Annotated in this window: 17 protein-coding genes; 13 read left to right on the top strand and 4 right to left on the bottom strand. The window is 71.0% G+C overall.

What is annotated here, in order from left to right; translation table 11 throughout:
- Positions 1-83: 83 nt before the first annotated feature.
- The gene (locus ABH920_RS02225; protein WP_370346168.1) at positions 84-1289 is read left to right on the top strand and encodes a GAF domain-containing sensor histidine kinase; all 1206 of its coding nucleotides are present in this window, start codon (positions 84-86) and stop codon (positions 1287-1289) included.
- A 72-nt stretch (positions 1290-1361) separates the two neighbouring features.
- Here the strand turns inward: ABH920_RS02225 and ABH920_RS02220 are convergent, their stop codons facing one another.
- Complete coding sequence (locus tag ABH920_RS02220) at positions 1362-2015, bottom strand: TetR/AcrR family transcriptional regulator (RefSeq protein ID WP_370346165.1); 654 nt, start codon at positions 2013-2015, stop codon at positions 1362-1364.
- A 69-nt stretch (positions 2016-2084) separates the two neighbouring features.
- On the opposite strand from ABH920_RS02220, the gene ABH920_RS02215 reads away from it, so the two are divergent.
- Entirely contained in the window at positions 2085-2657 is a 573-nt protein-coding gene (locus tag ABH920_RS02215) for an RBBP9/YdeN family alpha/beta hydrolase (RefSeq protein ID WP_370346163.1), read from the top strand.
- 122 nt (positions 2658-2779) lie between these two features.
- On the opposite strand, the gene ABH920_RS02210 is transcribed toward ABH920_RS02215, so the two are convergent.
- Entirely contained in the window at positions 2780-4366 is a 1587-nt protein-coding gene (locus ABH920_RS02210) for a multicopper oxidase family protein (RefSeq protein WP_370346162.1), read from the bottom strand.
- Positions 4363-4779, bottom strand: a complete 417-nt coding sequence (locus tag ABH920_RS02205) for a hypothetical protein (protein ID WP_370346160.1) — start codon at positions 4777-4779, stop codon at positions 4363-4365. Before ABH920_RS02205 ends, ABH920_RS02210 begins: the two co-directional genes overlap by 4 nt.
- Before the next feature lie 148 nt (positions 4780-4927).
- Here ABH920_RS02205 and ABH920_RS02200 point away from each other — a divergent pair, with 148 nt between their 5' ends.
- From ABH920_RS02200 to ABH920_RS02150, 11 genes are all read left to right on the top strand, one after another.
- Positions 4928-5470, top strand: a complete 543-nt coding sequence (locus tag ABH920_RS02200; protein WP_370346158.1) for a DUF501 domain-containing protein — start codon at positions 4928-4930, stop codon at positions 5468-5470.
- A gap of 15 nt (positions 5471-5485) precedes the next feature.
- The gene (locus tag ABH920_RS02195; protein WP_370346155.1) at positions 5486-6442 is read left to right on the top strand and encodes an exopolyphosphatase; all 957 of its coding nucleotides are present in this window, start codon (positions 5486-5488) and stop codon (positions 6440-6442) included.
- 40 nt (positions 6443-6482) lie between these two features.
- Positions 6483-7046, top strand: a complete 564-nt coding sequence (locus ABH920_RS02190) for a SigE family RNA polymerase sigma factor (RefSeq protein WP_370346153.1) — start codon at positions 6483-6485, stop codon at positions 7044-7046.
- A gap of 44 nt (positions 7047-7090) precedes the next feature.
- Entirely contained in the window at positions 7091-8086 is a 996-nt protein-coding gene (locus ABH920_RS02185) for a hypothetical protein (protein ID WP_370346151.1), read from the top strand.
- Between the two features lie 337 nt (positions 8087-8423).
- Positions 8424-9761, top strand: coding sequence for an NAD(P)/FAD-dependent oxidoreductase (locus tag ABH920_RS02180; protein ID WP_370346149.1), 1338 nt, complete (start codon positions 8424-8426; stop codon positions 9759-9761).
- A gap of 151 nt (positions 9762-9912) precedes the next feature.
- Entirely contained in the window at positions 9913-10101 is a 189-nt protein-coding gene (locus ABH920_RS02175) for a type II toxin-antitoxin system HicA family toxin (protein ID WP_370346147.1), read from the top strand.
- The gene (locus tag ABH920_RS02170) at positions 10098-10496 is read left to right on the top strand and encodes a type II toxin-antitoxin system HicB family antitoxin (protein ID WP_370346145.1); all 399 of its coding nucleotides are present in this window, start codon (positions 10098-10100) and stop codon (positions 10494-10496) included. The genes ABH920_RS02175 and ABH920_RS02170 overlap by 4 nt, the downstream gene beginning before the upstream one ends.
- A 74-nt stretch (positions 10497-10570) precedes the next feature.
- Positions 10571-11335, top strand: a complete 765-nt coding sequence (locus ABH920_RS02165; protein ID WP_370346143.1) for an alpha/beta hydrolase family protein — start codon at positions 10571-10573, stop codon at positions 11333-11335.
- 64 nt (positions 11336-11399) lie between these two features.
- Positions 11400-12671: a class I SAM-dependent methyltransferase gene (locus tag ABH920_RS02160; RefSeq protein ID WP_370346142.1), complete on the top strand. Its 1272-nt coding sequence runs from the start codon at positions 11400-11402 to the stop codon at positions 12669-12671.
- A gap of 71 nt (positions 12672-12742) precedes the next feature.
- A complete protein-coding gene (locus ABH920_RS02155; RefSeq protein ID WP_370346140.1) occupies positions 12743-13255 on the top strand; it encodes a SigE family RNA polymerase sigma factor in 513 nt (170 codons plus the stop codon).
- A gap of 23 nt (positions 13256-13278) precedes the next feature.
- A complete protein-coding gene (locus tag ABH920_RS02150; protein WP_370346138.1) occupies positions 13279-14274 on the top strand; it encodes a hypothetical protein in 996 nt (331 codons plus the stop codon).
- A gap of 105 nt (positions 14275-14379) precedes the next feature.
- On the opposite strand, the gene ABH920_RS02145 is transcribed toward ABH920_RS02150, so the two are convergent.
- The gene (locus ABH920_RS02145) at positions 14380-15414 is read right to left on the bottom strand and encodes a PP2C family protein-serine/threonine phosphatase (protein ID WP_370346136.1); all 1035 of its coding nucleotides are present in this window, start codon (positions 15412-15414) and stop codon (positions 14380-14382) included.
- Positions 15415-15749: the final 335 nt, after the last annotated feature.

Here is a 15749-nt window from a genome sequence, read left to right as displayed (position 1 = left end):
TAGACAGCGGCAGGCGGCGGGCACCAGCACCGCCGCCACCGCACAAAGCGCCGTCCCGCAGCCTTCGGCCTAGACTCGGATCGATGTCCGAATCGCGTGAATCGCCCGCAATAGCCGACCTGCAGGACGCGCTGGCCGCCTCCCGCCGCCGCGAGTCCTGGCTTTCGGCGGCCTCGGACGTCATCACCCTGATGCTGATCGCCGAGGACCCGCACGAGGTCCTCACCCTGGTCGCGGAGCGGGCCCGGGAGGCGTCCGGCGCCGACCACTGCTCGCTGCTGCTCCAGCACGAGGACGGCAGTTGGCGCATCGACGTGGCCACCGGACTGGCCGCCGACAAGGTACGCGGCGCGGCCGTGGAGCCGTACCGGCGGTCGGTGAAGGTGGCGATCACCGGCCGGGCGTTCGCGATGGAGGCGGACGACGCGCACCGCGAAGAACTGGCGCCGCCCTACCGGGCCTTCGGCGCCATCGTCTACGCCGCCCTGGCCCAACGCGACGACCGGCCGATCGGCACGCTGGTCCTGGCCAACGCACCCGGAAGCCGCACCTTCGACGACGAGGACGCCCGCCTGGCCACCGCCTTCGCGCACCAGGCCGGACTCGCGCTGGCCCTGACCGAGGCCCGCGCCGCCGAGGACCGGCTGGCCGTCTACGCCGACCGCGAGCGCATCGCCCGGGACCTGCACGACCTCACCATCCAGCGGATCTTCGCCGCCGGCCTGTCCCTGCAGACCCTGAGCCGCCGCCTCAGCACCCCCGGGCCGGACCTGCCGTCCGCCACCGAGCGGCTGGACGGCGTCATCGACGAACTGGACGCCGCGATCGCCGAGATACGCACGACGATCTTTGACCTCCAGCTCACCGCCGACCAGGAGGCCACGTCGACCCGGGCCCGGGTGCTGCGCGAGGCCTCCCGCGCGGCCCGCGTCCTCGGCTTCGAGCCCTCGGTCCGCTTCACCGGCCCGCTGGACTCCCTGGTCGGCGGCGACACCGGCGCGCACCTGGTGGCCGCGGTCCGCGAAACCCTGGCCAACGCGGCCAAACACGCCGGCGCGACCCGGGTCGAGGTGGTGGTGACGGTGGAGACGGGACCGGCGACCACGCTGACCCTCGACGTCCTCGACGACGGCGGCCGCCCGATGCCGCGCTGGCGCCCCAACCCGCGCACCGCCCGGCAGGGCCTGTCGAACCTGGCCGCCCGGGCCCGCGAGCTCGGCGGCAGCTTCCACGCCGGGCCCGGCGACGGCGACCAGGGGACCCGCGTGACCTGGCGCGTGCCGCTGTAGTCGCGGTCGCACCGGCAGCCGTTGCGCTTCCCGGCTGTTGTCCGGCAAAGGCCTTCCGCGACGCTCTCGACCTCAGCGAGTGGAAAACCCGAGCGTGCGCAGGAGTGCGTCCACGTGCTCGGCCGCCTCGGCGGGCTCGAGCGGCGCGTGTCCGACCAGCAGCCGGTACCAGAAGACCCCGAAGATCACGTCCACGGCGTGGTCGACGGCCACGTCCGGATCCAGCTCCCCGCGCGAAACGGCCCGCGCGAACATCGCCTTCAGCACCTCGCGCCGTTGTCCGGTCCACTCCTGGAAGACCGGAGCGAAGGTCGCGTCCAGCTGGGCCTCGGCCATCAGCCCTTGCAGGGTCCTGACGCGCAGCGGGTACTGGCTGATCCGGTAGAGCTCCGCGACGAACGCGACGAGGTCCCCGCGCAACGAACCGGTGTCCGGCTCGGGCATCCAGGCCACGACGATGTGGGCGTAGGCCTCCATGGCCAGCATGCCCCGCGACTTCCACCAGCGGTAGATGGTGCTCTTCGCGACATCGGCCCGGGCCGCCACGCCCTCCATGGTCAGGCCCGCGTATCCGTGCTCTTCCAGCAGGTCCGCGGTCGCGGCCAGGATCGCCGCGTGGGCGTCGGCGCTGCGGATCCGGCCGCCGGTCCTGGGGATCCGCCGGGCGGGCTCGGGCCGCACCGGCTGCTCAGGGCCCTCAGACCCGGCCGGCTGGTCGGTGCTCATGACAGGCAGCGTACCCGCGTGTTAGCTTCAATCAAAACGCTGCGTCGCGTTTCGATTGAAGGAGTCCGCATGTCCACGATCGTGATCGCCCACGGCTACTCCATGTCCCCGGCCCACCACTGGTATCCCTGGCTCACCGACCGGCTGACCGCCGCCGGCCACCGGGTCGTGGTGCCGGCCCTGCCCGATCCCGGCGCCCCCGACCCGGACGCCTGGCACAAGACGCTGCTCGCGGCCACCGACGCGGCACCCGCCGACACCGTCCTGGTCGGCCACAGCCTCGGCGGCATCAGCATCCTGCGTCTGCTGCACCAGCACGACACCGCCGGACTCGGCGCCTATCGCGGAGCGCTTCTCGTGGCGTCGATGACCAAGGAGGTCGGCTACGACCACCTCGTCCCGTTCTTCCGCCCGGCCTTCGACTGGCCGGGGATCCGCGCGGCGGCCCGAGCCCGCCGAGTGCTGCACGCCGCCGACGACCCGGTCACCGGATCCGCGACCCCCGAGCACGTCATGGCCTTCGCGACCGACTTCGGGGCCGACGTCACCCTCACCCCGGACGGCGGCCACTTCCCCGATCGAGAGGGGACCAGGACTCAGCTTCCGTACGCCCTGGACCTCGTACGAGCACTGGCCGGATAGCGCGCCATCAACCCCTGCGCGCCAAAAGAGCCCGGCTGCGGCGACCACACGCACCGCAGCCGGGCTCCTCCCCCGATCCAGACAGGTCAGAAGGCTGGCCAGAAGGCAGACCAGCAGGCGGATCAGACCACCTGGATGGTGGCCATCATCCCCATGTCCTCGTGCTCCAGGTTGTGGCAGTGCGCGACGTACCGCCCCCGGTAGGAGTCGAACCGCACCGAGAAGGTGATCTCAGAACCCGGAGACAGCTCCACGGTGTCCTTCCAGCCGTGGTCGTACTCGCCGAGGCCGCCGGAACCCCGGCCGGTGACCTGGAAGTGCGCGCCGTGCAGATGGACCGGATGCCGCTCGACCGAGGTCACCGCCCACTGCTCGGTCTTGCCGAACTCGGGCTTCAGCAACGGATGCGCCGGGTCGAAGGCCTTCCCGTTCACGTGCCACTGGCTGCCGTCCAGCGCGAAGACCAGGCGCCGCTTGGCGCCGTCCACCGTCAGCTTCTCGATCGCGGACAGCGTGCTCGGGACCGAGGAGTCGTCGGAGGCCCGGGACGTCACCTTGAACTGCATCACCTGGCCCGCACCCCCGCTGTCGGCGGAGTTCTGCAAGGTCACCGTCGAGCCGACCGGGTACTTGGAGAAGTCCACGACCACGTCGAAGCGCTCGGCGGGGGACATGTGCAGCGTGGAGTGCGTCATCGGCGAGGCCAGCAGGCCGCCGTCGGAGCCGACCTGGATGAACGTCCCGCCGCCCGGGCCGTCCAGCTTCAGCTCGTAGCGGCGCGCGTTGGAGGCGTTGACGATCCGCAGCCGGTACTTGACGGCCGCGACCTCCAGGTAGGGCCAGGGCGCGCCGTTCACCAGGATCACGTCGCCCTGCGCGCCGGCGGAGATCGACTTGTCCATGCTCGGCTTGCCGAGCAGCGTCGGGTCCTTCTCCGGATAGATGAGCTGGCCGTCGGCGTCGAAGGCGCGGTCGGAGATCATCAGCGGGATCTCGCGCTCGCCCTTGGGCAGCGGCAGTTTGTCGTCCTCGGCGTCACGCACCACGCAGAGGCCGAACAGGCCGCGCCAGACCTGCACGCCGCTGAAGTCCATGCGGTGGTCGTGGTACCAGAGCGTGGCGGCGCGTTGGTTGAGCGGAAAGACGTAGTCCCGCTGCACCGCGGTCAGGTGCGCCTGCGGGTCCGCCATCGACGGCATGCCGTCCATCCCCGGCATCGAGGCGGCCATACCCGGGTTCGCCATGTCCGCGAGCGCCTGCGGGAACACCAGGTCCGTCGGGAATCCGTCGTCGCTGGGCGGGGTCAGGGCGCCGTGCAGGTGGGTGGCGATCGGCACCGGCAGCTGGTTGGTCTGGTGCACGACCATCGGCGTGCCGGCGTGCACGTCCAGGTACGGGCCCGGGAACGTCCCGTTGTAGCCGAAGATCTTCGTCTGGTAGCCGGGCAGGATCTCGACCTCGGCCTGCTTCAGGGTCATCGAGTAGTGGACACCCTGCGCGTCGGTCGAATCCGGGGCCAGCGGCTTCAGGATCGGCAGCGGCACGGTGTAGGCCCGCGGCAGCTTCGCCTTGCTCGTCAGGGTCCCGGGGTTGATGCCGTCGTTGCCGGGCTTGGCGCAGCCGGCGAGCGTCGGCGCCAGCACCGCGGCCGCGCCGGCGCCGCCGAACAGCCGCAGCGCGCCTCGGCGGGACAGACGGAGGCCACTCATTCGCCGGCCTCCGCGGCGGGGAAAGCCACGACCGCGGCACCGGACCCGGCCGCGACCGCCGGCTTGTAGGGCCGCATGATCAGCGGCATGAGCTGGGCGACGCCGCCCATCATGATGACGCCGAGCGGGATGTGGATCCACATGACGTGGCCGTATCCGGCCCCCATCTGGAGGATCTCCACGACGAACAGCGCGGTCGCCGTCGTGAACGCCGCGCGCGGGATCAGGCCCCGGCGCCAGGCCGGGAAGGCCAGGACGGTCATGACCAGGCACAGGGTCACGACGACCACGGCGTTGGTGGCGTGCGAGTCGATGGCCGTGTCCTGTCCGGACAGGAACAGGCCGGCCAGGATCGGTTGCAGCAGGAAGGAAAGCGCGTGGAGCACAGCGACCACGCGCAGGGCAGGAAGCATCGGTACGTCCCCCTCGACGTATACGTCTCTTACTGTTCGCGATGACCTCACGACCCTGGCACACAGGAGTTGATCTATGCGTCCCTCTGCGGAAGACAGCGGTCATACTCCGCTGGAAGTACCTGCCAGGACGTAGGCTGGACGGGCCATGACGAACGACGCCCCCACCCCCGACCACGCCCGGACCGCGCCCCCGGTCGACCAGCTCGACCTGGCCGCCGTCGAGGCGCAGCTGAACCGTACGCCGCGCGGCGTACGCCGGGTCGCGCACCGCTGCCCGTGCGGCAACCCGGACGTGGTGGAGACCGCGCCGCGGCTGCCCGACGGCACGCCGTTCCCGACGCTGTTCTACCTGACCTGCCCCAAGGCGGCCTCGGCCATCGGCACCCTGGAGGCCTCCGGCCTGATGAAGGAGATGACCGAGCGGCTGCAGACCGATCCGGAACTGGCCGAGGCCTACCGCGCCGCGGACGAGGAGTACCGCGCCCGGCGTGACGAGATCGAGGTGCTGGAGGGCTTCCCGACCGCCGGCGGCATGCCGGACCGGGTGAAGTGCCTGCACGTCCTGGTCGGCCACGCGCTGGCCGCCGGCCCCGGGGTGAACCCGCTGGGCGACGAAGCGCTGGCGCTGCTGCCGGAGTGGTGGAAGGCCGGGCCATGTGTCACACCGGGCATGGAACCGGGTGCATAGCGGAACATGAACGACATGACCAAGCGCGTCGCCGCGATCGACTGCGGCACCAACTCCATCAGGCTGCTGATCGCCGACGTTCACCCGAAGTCCGGCAAGACCGAGGACGTGGTGCGCGAGATGCGCATCGTCCGGCTCGGCGAGGGCGTGGACGCCACCGGCCGGCTGGCGCCGGCCGCGCTGGAGCGCACCTTCGCGGCCTGCCTGGAGTACCAGGACCTGATCGAGCGGAACAGCGGCGGCACGCCGATCCCGCTGCGCTTCGTCGCCACCAGCGCCACCCGCGACGCCGAGAACCGGCGGGAGTTCGTCGAGGGCGTGAAGGGCATCCTGGGCGTGGAGCCGTACGTGGCCACCGGCGACGAGGAGGCGCGGTTCTCCTTCACCGGCGCCACCTCCGAGCTGCCGCACGACCGGCACCAGGCGCCCTACCTGGTCATCGACATCGGCGGCGGGTCGACGGAGTTCGTGCTCGGCGACGGCGAGCGCGGCGTGATCGCGGCGCGCAGCGTCGACATGGGCAGCGTGCGGATGTACGAGCGGCACCTCAAGGGCGCCGCGATCGCGACCGAGGCCCAGGTCAAGGCGGCTCGCGCGGACATCGAGAAGCTGATCGACCGCGCCGCCGAAGCCGTGCCGCTGGACGAGGCGCGCACCCTGGTCGGGCTGGCCGGCACCGTGACCACGCTCGGCGCGGTCGCGCTGGACCTGGACGAGTACGACTCCGCGCGCGTCCACCTCTCGCACCTCTCGCTGGGCCGGATCCGCGACCTCACCACCCGGCTGCTCGGGATGACCGCGGAGGAGCGCAAGGCGGTCCCGGCGATCCACCCCGGGCGCGCCGACGTGATCGGGGCCGGGGCGCTGATCCTGCTGGCGATCATGGAGCGGGTGGCGCCGAGCCTGACGGTGCCGGAGGTCGTGATCAGCGAGCGGGACATCCTGGACGGGATCGCGGCCAGCATCGCCTGAGGCCCCAGCCGTCTGACCTGCGAAGTGCACCCTGAGGCCGATGTCACCGCGTATCACCGGTGACATCGGCCTTCGGGCTTTCACACGAGGGAAGCGGGTCGGGGTGGACCAGGCGATCAGGGAGCAGGAGTTCACGGAGTTCGCGATTGCACGCGCCGAGAAGCTCCGCCGGACAGCGTTCCTGCTGTGCGGAGACTGGCATCGCGCGCAAGACCTCACGCAGATCAGCCTGGCCAAGGCGTACGCGGCCTGGCACCGGATCCACGGTGACGGCGCCGTCGAGGCCTACGTGCGGCAGATCATCGTGCGCGAGTTCCTGACCCAGCAGCGCCGCCGTTCTTGGCACGAACAGCCGTCCGACGCGCTGCCGGAGCAGGCGCTGGACGGCGGGCAGGAACGTGCCGAGCTGCGCCTGTCGCTGTTGGCGGCGCTGGCGCGGCTGGCGCCGAAGCGGCGGGCCGTCGTCGTCCTGCGGTACTGGGAGGACCGCAGTGTCGAGGAGACGGCGTCCGTGCTCCGGATGAGCAGGTCCGCGGTGAAGTCCGCGAGCCTGCGCGCCCTGGCCGATCTGCGGGTCCTGCTCGACGAGGACCTGCGGGTCTGAGCACCCGGCGGCCCCTTTCCCACGGACGCGATTGGAGTTTCCTCATGACGTCTGAAGACAGTTTCCGGGAACGACTGGAATCGGAGTTGGCGGGGTTGCGCCCGCCGGCGATCGGCGGCATCGCCGGCGAGGCGCTGGCGCACGGCCGCCGGATCCGGCGGCGGGAGCGGGTGGTCGGCGTGGCCGGCGGGGTGGCGGCGGTGGCCGGGGTCACCGCCGGGGCGGTCGCGCTGGGCGGCGGGTTCGGCCCCGGCGGTGAGGGGCCGGGGGTGGGCCCGGGCGTGGCGGTGGGGACGACGACGCACGCGCCGGTTCCGACGCCGACACCGGCGTCGAGCACGTCGAGCACGCCGAGCACGTCGAGCAGTTCGAGTACGTCCTCGCCGACGTCGGTGCACTCGTCCCCGGGTTCGCCGCCGTCGTACCTGGGCGAGCCCTCGAACACCCAGAGCCCGCCGAACACGGTGATCGGCACGATCCCGGCGTCCTGGAAGCCGCCGGTACCGGTGTCGCCGGCCGATCCGACGGCCGCCGACGGGCCGTCCGTCGCCGAGCTCGTCATCGAAGCGCTGCAACGGTTCGGGCCGGGGACGGGATCGAGCTTCAGCGGCAGCTCGATCAGCGGCGTCAACGCGAACGCCACCCTGACCTGGACCACGCAGCACGGCGCGATCCAGATCTCGGCCTCGGTGAGCAACGGCGCCCTGGACGGCAAGAGCCCGCAGTCGCAGTGCGTGCCGGCCTTCGAGGAGGACTACTGCGCGGCGGCGACGCTCTCCGACGGTTCGGTGGTCATGGTCCAGCACGGCACCGGTTATCCCTCCGGCACCAGCGCTCCGACGCGCAACAACATGGTGTCGATCACGCGGCCCGACCACGCCGCGATCAACGTCGTGGAGTGGAGCGACGGTCCGCTGACCGACGACCAGCTCTACCAGATCGTGTCCGACCCGCACTGGGGCCTGCGGATGGCCGGCTCCTTCGTCGGTCACGCGGACGCCGTCGTCCGGCCCTTCACCGACGACGGTGCGGGAGGCTGACCGGGCTGCCCAGGAAGCCGGGAACTCTCCCGTGGCGTCGCTCGTCTGTTTGTGAGGCCGCACAGCGTCTGGCCGGACAGCCGGGCGGCGCTATTCTTCTACGAGACGTCGAATGTGTCTCACTACCTGACACTGTGTCGGAATAGCTGTAATGTTGCTCACAGTGTGACCAGCGTCACCAGCGCATCTGATGCCAAACGCGCCCAAATCTTCCCGCCGACATCAGCTGTTAACTCGCACCGCACGGGGCACTGCCTGAACCTCTCTACGCTTGAAAAGTAAGAAGATCGAGCGTCGAGACGGCGGCCTTGGACTAGGCGGCGGAGGCGAGCATCAAGTGGGCAAGGCGAGCGGGAACGGCAAGGCGATCCCTCGGATTCTGATCGTTGGCGGCGGCTACGTCGGGATGTACACGGCGCACCGCATCCTGAAGAAGCTCGGCAAGGACGAAGCGCTGGTCACTGTCGTCGACCCGCGCTCGTACATGACCTACCAGCCGTTCCTGCCCGAAGCGGCGGCCGGCTCCCTGTCCCCGCGACACGTCGTGGTGCCGCTGCGCTCGGTGCTCAAGCGCGCCGAAGTGCTCACCGCGCGGGTCACCGACATCGACCACGAGCGCAAGGTCGCCTCGATCGAGCCGATCGCCGGCGAGCCGTACGAGATCGAGTTCGACCAGGTGGTCATCGCGGTCGGCTCCATCGCGCGCACCCTGCCGATCCCGGGGCTGGCCGAGAACGGCATCGGCTTCAAGCAGATCGAAGAGGCCATAGCGCTGCGCAACCACGTCCTGGGCCAGATGGACATCGCGGCCACCACCAAGGACGAGAAGATCCGCCGCCGCGCGCTCACCTTCGTCTTCATCGGCGGCGGCTTCGCCGGCATCGAGGCGATCGCCGAGCTGGAGGACATGGCGCGCGACGCGTGCAAGATCTACCCGAACATCAGCCCGGAGGACATGCGCTGGGTGATGGTCGAGGGCTCCGGGCGCATCCTGCCCGAGGTGCGGCCGGCGCTGGGCGAGTACACCGTCCACGAGCTGGAGAAGCGCGGCATCCAGGTCAAGCTGAACACCTTCCTGGAGTCCTGCGTCAACCGCCGCGTGCAGCTCTCGGACGGCACCAAGATGGTGGCCTCCACCATCGTGTGGACCGCCGGCGTGAAGCCGAACCCGGTGGTGCAGAAGTTCGGCGTCCCGCTGGGCGAGCGCGGCCACGTCAAGGCCGACGCCACACTGCGCGTCGAGGGCTTCGCCAACGTCTGGTCCGCCGGCGACGGCGCACAGGTCCCGGACCTGGCCAACCCCGGCAAGTGGTGCTCCCCGTCGGCGCAGCACGCGGTGCGCCAGGCCAAGCAGCTGGCGGACAACGTGGTGGCGGCCGTCCGCGGCTTCGAACCCCGCGAGTACAAGCACAAGCACGTCGGCTCGGTGGCCTCCCTGGGCCTGCACAAGGGCGTCGCCGACGTCTACAACATCCGCCTGCGCGGCTGGCCGGCCTGGTTCATGCACCGCACCTACCACATGAGCCGGGTCCCCACCTTCAACCGCAAGATCCGCGTCATCGCCGACTGGACGCTGGCGCTGTTCTTCCGCCGCGAGGCCGTCGGCCTGGGCTCCATCGAGCGCCCGCGCGACGAGTTCGCCGAGGCCGCGGGGGACCAGCGCAAGGCTGCCTGAGGTCGAGGCGGTCTGACTTCTCAGAGCGGTCGGGTTTCGGGCCGGAGCCCGTCGGAGCTTTGCTTCGGCGGGGTCCGGCCTTTTCGCTCGCGAGAGTGAAGATATCTAGCTAGACTAGAAGAGCTGGATCTAATCTTTCTAGAATCCCGGTGTGAAACGGCGTGACCTGCTGAAAGCACTCGCCGACGTCGCTGCGGCCGCAGACGTCGACTTCGAGCTGGTCCGTCATGGCGGAAGTCATGACATCTACCGTGTCGGGGCCACCCAGATGACGATCCCCCGTCACACTGAGATCTCCGAGCTCCTGGCCAAGAAGATTCTCAAGGAGGCGAATCAGTGACCGGACCCGCGGCCCCTGAGGCCTACCGCGCCATCGCCGAGCTGGACGGCGACTGGTGGGTGGTCACCGTCCCGGATCTGCGGGGCGTGTACACGCAAGGACGGACCTACGAACAGGCCCGGACCATGGCGCGCGACGCGATCGCCACGATGCTCGATGTCGCCCCGGACCGCATCGCCGTCACGATGGACGTACGCCTTCCGGATCACGCGGAGGACACGATAAGCGAGGTCGTCCAGGCCCGCGCCGCCCGCGACGAAGCCGCCGCGGCCGAACAACGCAAGCTCCGCGAATCCGCCCGCAGGCTCAAAGCCGCCGGCGTGAAAGTGGTCGACGCGGCGGCTCTCCTCGGTATCAGCAAACAGCGCGTGTACCAGCTGCTCACTGACGGCTGACGTAACGCCCGCACGCGCCCAGGTCTTGAGACGATGCTTCGCACCGCGAACCTCCCAGCGGTACCCTCGCTCCCGTGAGCAGGGAATCCGAACCCCGCCTCGACCCGCCGATCCGCCCGGTCCGGGACGGCGTGGTCGGCGTCGTCCTGCTCGCGCACGGCGGCAAGGAGCGCTCGCACCAGGCGCCGCACCGGCGGGGCGGGGCGGTGACGCGGGTGCGCATGATCGCGCGGGCGGTGGCGCCGCGGCTGGCCGGGCGCGGGGTGGCCGTGCACACCATGTGCTTCCGGTATCAGGGGTGGAACGGGGACGAGCGGGCGCCGGTGCCGGATGTGCGGTGGGCCGCCGCGCTGCTGGCCGAGCGGTACGGCGAGGTGCCGATCGTGCTGGGCGGTCACTCGCTCGGCGGCCGGGCCGTGGTGAACGCCGCCGACGCGCCGAATGTGGTGGGGGTCATGGGCCTCGCGCCGTGGCTGCCGGAGAGCGAGCCGACCGCGCAGCTGGCCGGGCGGCGCCTGCTGCTGGCGCACGGGACGCGCGACCGCGTCACCTCGCCGCGTTCCTCCTACGAGTACGCCGCGCGCGCCCGGTCCGAGGGGCACGACGTGGCGCGGATCGTGCTGCCGGGCTCCGGCCACACGCTTCTGTCCCGGGCCCGGGATTGGAATCGACTCGTCCTGGCGTTCAGCCATACGTGTCTCCTCGATCAACCCGGCTCGGCGCAGGCGCCCGCGACCCGGCCGCCGCGCTACGCCGACCTGATCGTCGAGGCCTTCCACGCGGCCGCCCCCGAGGGCTTACAACGAGTCCTGACCCCGGCCGGGCGGGTCCGCGCTTAACGATCAAGAGCGTGTTACGTTACTGAAGGCGTTCAGAGACTGACCCCGATCTCGGAGCGGAAAGATGACTCACCAGTCCATCCCGCTGATCGACACCGATCGCTGGCCGGACCTCGCGCGCATCCCGGACCGCCCGGTCCGTGCGCGCGTCGCACGACGTTTGTTCACCCACGCGCTGAAAGACATCCCGGTGACCGTGGTCGCCCCCAACGGCCTGGCGCTGGCCGGAGCCGGCGTCCCCGGCGGCGGCGGGCCCGTGCTGCGGGTGCGGCGGCCCCAGGAGTTCCTGAACCGGCTCGGCGCCGACGGCCTCATCGGCTTCGGCGAGGCCTACCAGACCGGCGCCTGGGACACCGAGACCGGCGACGAGCTGGTGGCGCTGCTCACCGAGCTGGCCTCCCGGCTGGAGGACCTGATCCCCCGGCCGCTGCACCGCATGCGCAGCCTGGCGGCCCAGCACATGCCGCGCGAGCAGGACGGCGACCGGCGCGGGGCGCGGCACAACGCGCACGCGCACTACGACCTGTCCAACGACATGTTCGAGGCGTTCCTCGACGCCTCCATGACCTACTCCTCGGCGCTGTTCGACCCGGTCGCCGACGCCGACGGCCCCGGCGACCTGCACGCCGCGCAGCTCCGCAAGATCGACGCGATGCTCGACGCGGCCGGCGTCCGCAAGGGCACGCGGCTGCTGGAGATCGGCTCCGGCTGGGGCGCGCTGGCGATCAAGGCGGCCGGCGAGCGCGGTGCCACGGTCCTGACCGTGACCCTGTCCGAGGAGCAGCAGGAGCTGGCCCGCAAGCGCGTGGCCGCGGCCGGCCTGGCCGACCGGGTCGAGGTGCGGCTGGCCGACTACCGCGAGGTGGCCGAGGAACAGCCGTTCGACGCCGTGGTCTCGGTGGAGATGATCGAGGCCGTCGGCCGCCGCTACCTCCCGGACTACTTCCAGGCCATCGAGCGCAACCTGACCCGCGGCGGCCGCGTCGCCATCCAGGCCATCACCATGGCCCACCACCGCATGATCGCCACCCAGGACTCGTACTCCTGGATCCACAAGTACATCTTCCCCGGCGGCCTGATCCCCTCGATCGACGAGCTCGACTACGCCGCCGGCACCGCCGACCTGCGGCTGGCCGCCCGCCGCGACTTCGGCCTGGACTACGCCCGCACCCTGCGGGCCTGGCGCCACCGCTTCGAGGAGAACTGGCCGCAGGTCGCCGCGCGCGGCTTCGACGAGGTCTTCCGCCGCACCTGGCGGTTCTACCTGGCCTACTGCGAGGCCGGATTCGCCTCCGGCTACCTCGGGGTCTCACAGCTCGCTTATACGAGGCGCTGATCCGGGCAACCCCGGAGCCCCCCACTTCCGTATAACTCCTGCCAGCGCAGGAACAGTGGAGAGGTGGGGGGATGGACAGGTCCTACGAGGCGGAGTTCGCCGAAGTCGTCGCAGCCAAGGGCGCGGCACTCCGGCGCACCGCCTATCTGATGTGCGGGGACTGGCATCTTGCCGAGGACCTCGTCCAAGCCGTCTTCGTAAAGGTCCATCTGCACTGGCGGCGTATCCGGCGTCAGGACTCCTTTGACGCCTACCTGCGCACAACGCTCTTCCGCGTGTACATCGACACCCGCCGTTCCAAGTGGCGGCGAGAGACCCCGGCGGAGTACCTGCCGGACGTCGAGGCGCGGGGCACCGGACCCAGCGACGACCGCGACATCCTGGTCGCGGCGCTGCGCCGGATCCCGCCCCGCCAGCGCGCGGTCCTGGTCCTGCGGTACTGGGAGGACCTGAGCATAGAGGAGACGGCAGGGCTCTTGGGGTGCGCCGCGGGCACCGTCAAGAGCCAGGCCGCCAAAGGGCTTGCCGCGCTGCGCCCTCTGCTGGCCGGCACGGTCTTCGAGCCCGTCGCCAGAGAACACTGACACCACACATTAGGGACGAACCCATGCCAGAACTCGAATCCCGAGAGGACGACTGGGCCCGCGGCGTCTTCGACCGCGTACGGACCGGTCAGCACGAACCGCGATGGCACCCCGACGCCGAGGCGGCAGCCCGGCTGAGCGGCCGGCACCGGACCCGGGTCCGGGCGTCCGGAGCCCTGGCCGCGCTGGCGGTGGTGGGCCTGTCCGCGACCGCTTTCGGCACGCTGGGCGGCAACGCCTCCCACGGCCGGAGCACCCTCGCGCCGCCCACGACGGGCACGCCACCGACGACACCCGCCACACCCACGACGCCCAACACGAGCGCGACCACGCGGCACGACGTGGACATCACCAAATACCTGGCGATCAGTCCCGAGTGGAGTTCCGCCTCGGGCAACGGGACGACGAAGGGCACGCTGTCCCCGGTCGGCGTCGCCACGATCAACACCGTCCTGCAACGCCTCGACCCGACCTTGGGGCACATCCGCACGCAGACCAGCCCGCACAAGCTCGACACCGGCCCGGAACCCCCCGGCGTCACGAACGCCGAAATATACGCGGGGGGCTTCTGGGCGCCGAAGGGCGACATCTCGTCCTTTCCCAAGCCGGGAACCTCGTTCGTTCCGACAACCCCCTTCGGATACGTGTCCATCACCCCGATGGGCCCTGACGTCGGCCAACAAGTCAATGTGAAGAACAAGCCGTGCGGCCTGGCCAGCGTGGTGAACAGCAGCCAGGTTCCGAAGCCGACCACGTGGTCGCCCTGCATACAGTCACCCCAGAGCGACGGCTCCTCCATCGAAGTCACCCACTCCCTGAACCTCCCCGCCGGCGTGGTGACGGTCGCGGCGCGCGTGTTCCCCGACCACTCGTCGGTGCAGATCCTCGCCAGCACCGTCATCGGCGAGCAGGACATGCCCCCGGCCTTCGTGGCCGGTCCGAGCCTGGACCCGGTCCCGTGGACCGACGACAGCCTCGTGCGGGCCCTGACCGGGCCGGATGTCAAGGGCTTGCCGTAGTACAACCCGAAGACAGGCGCCAGGCGTCTATAGAAGTACGGCGAAAGCCGACAGCGGTCCCGAGCGGTCCCCCCGGTTCGGGACCGCACCCGTGTCCGCCGCTGCTCAGCCCTTGTAGGCGCGCAGCGCCAAAAGCGCCAGGTCGTCCCGTGTCCCCGACGATCCGAAGTCCACGACCGCCTGCCGCACCCGCGCCACCACCCCCGGCGCGGTCATGCCCGAACAGCCGGACAGGGCCGCGGCCACGCCCTCGTCGCCGAGCATCAGCCGACCGTTGCGGCGCTCGCTCGCGCCGTCGGTGTAGACCAGCAGCACTTCGCCGGCGCCCAGTTCCACGTCCTCGGCGTACAGCGTGGGGTCCGGCAGGACGCCGAGCAGGGGCTGCGGGTTCGCGGCGGCGCGGACGCTGCCGTCCTGGCGCAGGATCAGCGGCAGCGGATGGCCGGCGCAGACCAGCACCAGCTGCGCCGAGCCGTCGGGGCGGGGTTCGACCTCGCCGTACAGCAGGGTGATGAAACGGCCGGCGTCGCCGGCGAGTTCGCCCTCTTCCAACACCGCCTGGTTCAGCCGCTCGACCACCGTGACCGGCGAGCGCCCCTCGCGGGCCAGCAGCCGCAGCGAGTGCCGGGCCAGGCCGGTCAGGGCGGCGGCCTCCGGACCGGTGCCGCAGACATCGCCGACCGCGAAGCCCCAGACCTTCCGGCTGATCGGGAACACGTCGTAGAAGTCGCCGCCGACGTGCACGCCGTCGCTGTTGGACGCGGCCTCGTAGACCACGCCGATGTCCAGGCCCGGCACCGTCGGCAGCGAGGGCGGCAGCAGCGAGCGTTGCAGGCCCCGGACGATCTCCACCTGTTCGGCGTACTGCCGCGCGTTGTCCAGCGCGGCGGCGATCCGGGACGCCAGCTCCGTCGCCAGCGGCACCGTGGCGCCGGCGAAGCCGCCCTTGCCGGGGCCGCCGAGGACCATGGTGCCCAGCGACACGCCGCGCGCGGTGAGCGGGATCGGCAGCGCCTGGCCGTAGGGCGAGGCCACCGGGACGGGCCACTCGCCGTACGCCGGACCGGTGATGTGAGCCCTGCCACTTTCCTCGGGCAGCGGCGGCCGCCAACCGTCCAGCGCCGAGCGCAGGGCGTCCAACCTGCGCTCTTCGCGGTGCCAAATGTGTTCCGGCGTCCATGAAGAGGACACGTTCGAGTGATCCGCGGGCGGATACAGTGCCACCCAGTCGGCCAGCCTCGGCACCATGAGCTGGGCGGCCAACGCAGCCAGGCGGCGCCGGTCTAGCGTGCCGGACAAGAGTTCGCCAGCCTGGGAAAGCAGGGTGAGCCGGACCGCTTCTTCGGGGCGGTCTCGGGGAAGAGACGTACGGGGGGTGCGAGGGGCCATCGCGTTCGAGCCTAACCCGGCCCACGTGTCTGCGCGGGCTAATCGTATGGTTCATCCGTTTCCGCCCGAACGATCTGCGAGACTGT

It is taken from the genome of Catenulispora sp. EB89 (assembly GCF_041261445.1).
Lineage (GTDB): Bacteria > Actinomycetota > Actinomycetes > Streptomycetales > Catenulisporaceae > Catenulispora.
Note: the sequence above shows the minus strand (reverse complement) of the source record. Positions and strands in the feature narration are given on the sequence as shown.

Coding starts and splice junctions, on each gene's coding strand:
- ABH920_RS02225 (WP_370346168.1), top strand. CDS start 84: ATGTCCGAATCGCGTGAATCGCCCGCAATAGCCGACCTGCAGGACGCG.
- ABH920_RS02220 (WP_370346165.1), bottom strand. CDS start 2,015: ATGAGCACCGACCAGCCGGCCGGGTCTGAGGGCCCTGAGCAGCCGGTG.
- ABH920_RS02215 (WP_370346163.1), top strand. CDS start 2,085: ATGTCCACGATCGTGATCGCCCACGGCTACTCCATGTCCCCGGCCCAC.
- ABH920_RS02210 (WP_370346162.1), bottom strand. CDS start 4,366: ATGAGTGGCCTCCGTCTGTCCCGCCGAGGCGCGCTGCGGCTGTTCGGC.
- ABH920_RS02205 (WP_370346160.1), bottom strand. CDS start 4,779: ATGCTTCCTGCCCTGCGCGTGGTCGCTGTGCTCCACGCGCTTTCCTTC.
- ABH920_RS02200 (WP_370346158.1), top strand. CDS start 4,928: ATGACGAACGACGCCCCCACCCCCGACCACGCCCGGACCGCGCCCCCG.
- ABH920_RS02195 (WP_370346155.1), top strand. CDS start 5,486: ATGACCAAGCGCGTCGCCGCGATCGACTGCGGCACCAACTCCATCAGG.
- ABH920_RS02190 (WP_370346153.1), top strand. CDS start 6,483: ATGTCACCGCGTATCACCGGTGACATCGGCCTTCGGGCTTTCACACGA.
- ABH920_RS02185 (WP_370346151.1), top strand. CDS start 7,091: ATGACGTCTGAAGACAGTTTCCGGGAACGACTGGAATCGGAGTTGGCG.
- ABH920_RS02160 (WP_370346142.1), top strand. CDS start 11,400: ATGACTCACCAGTCCATCCCGCTGATCGACACCGATCGCTGGCCGGAC.
- ABH920_RS02155 (WP_370346140.1), top strand. CDS start 12,743: ATGGACAGGTCCTACGAGGCGGAGTTCGCCGAAGTCGTCGCAGCCAAG.
- ABH920_RS02150 (WP_370346138.1), top strand. CDS start 13,279: ATGCCAGAACTCGAATCCCGAGAGGACGACTGGGCCCGCGGCGTCTTC.